The sequence below is a fragment of the Luteimonas notoginsengisoli genome (genome assembly GCF_042648885.1).
In the GTDB taxonomy this organism is placed as follows: domain Bacteria; phylum Pseudomonadota; class Gammaproteobacteria; order Xanthomonadales; family Xanthomonadaceae; genus Luteimonas; species Luteimonas notoginsengisoli.
On sequence record NZ_JBHRYF010000021.1, the window covers coordinates 1 to 968 of the forward strand.

Below are 968 nucleotides of genomic sequence, written 5' to 3' on the forward strand. Positions count from 1 at the left end.
GGTCGGCTCCGGACCCAGCGGGATCACCACGCCGACCGAGGCGAGGATGTCGCCGAACCAGTCTTCCCGCGGGGCGGCGAAGCTGGTGTCGTTGAAGTCGGCACGGTAGGCCAACTCGGCGCGGACGCCGACGCGACGGGCCAGGGTGCTCTGCACGCCGGCGCCGACCTTGGCGGCGAAGTTGCCGTCTTCCATCTGACCGGGCGAATCCGGGCTCGGGAACGCGTCGAACTCTTCTTCCGAGCGCTGGTAACCCAGGCCCATCAGCAGGTACGGGTTCCAGCTGCGGCCTTCGGCGATGAAGTGGCGACGCAGATCCATCGAGATGCCGTACTGGCTCCAGTTCAGATCATCGTTCGCTTCGAGGTTCGGATTCTGGTAGTTCAGCTCGCCGTCGATCGACCATTCCGGGCTGATGAACTTGCCCAGGCCGATGGTGCCGAAGGGCGCGCTATCTGTCGTGCGGTCGCTGTCCTGGAAGTTGTAGCCAACGCTGCCGGTCAGGTACCAGCGATCGTCGAATTCCTGTGCATTGGCGGCCTGCGCGAAGGCAAGGCCCGCGAGAAGGGCAACACTTAACAGGCGGATCTTCATTGCAGACTCCTTGTTTTGGAAACTTGGACGGAAACTCGTGAGGTCACCGGTACTTTGACGCCGTGCGGCCATCCCCCCAGAGCCACGTGAGCGGCGCGATAATACCGTATTAGCACAATCTTAACCACACTCCCTGGGCGGGAAGGCCGGAAAAACGAAGCCCGGCATGCGCCGGGCTTCGTGGTCTTGCTTGACGTCGAACTCAGTTCTGGACGTTGAGCTCGGTGCGGCGGTTGCGCGCACGGCCTTCCGGATTGTCCGAACCGTCGTCGTTGGTGTTCGGCGCGATCGGACGGCTCTCACCGTACCCCACCGGGCCCACCAGGCGACCGGCGTCGATGCCGTTGCTGGTCAGGTAGTCGTACACGGCGCTC

1 protein-coding gene and 1 pseudogene are annotated in these 968 nt (G+C 63.7%); both read right to left on the reverse strand.

Annotated features, from left to right (window positions below; all coding sequences use genetic code 11):
- Positions 1-594: porin family protein (locus tag ACFOM9_RS15675; protein WP_386713043.1), on the reverse strand; the 594-nt coding region annotated here is incomplete at its 3' end.
- A 202-nt stretch (positions 595-796) separates the two neighbouring features.
- Positions 797-968, reverse strand: a pseudogene (locus ACFOM9_RS16320) (OmpA family protein); the annotation flags it as partial.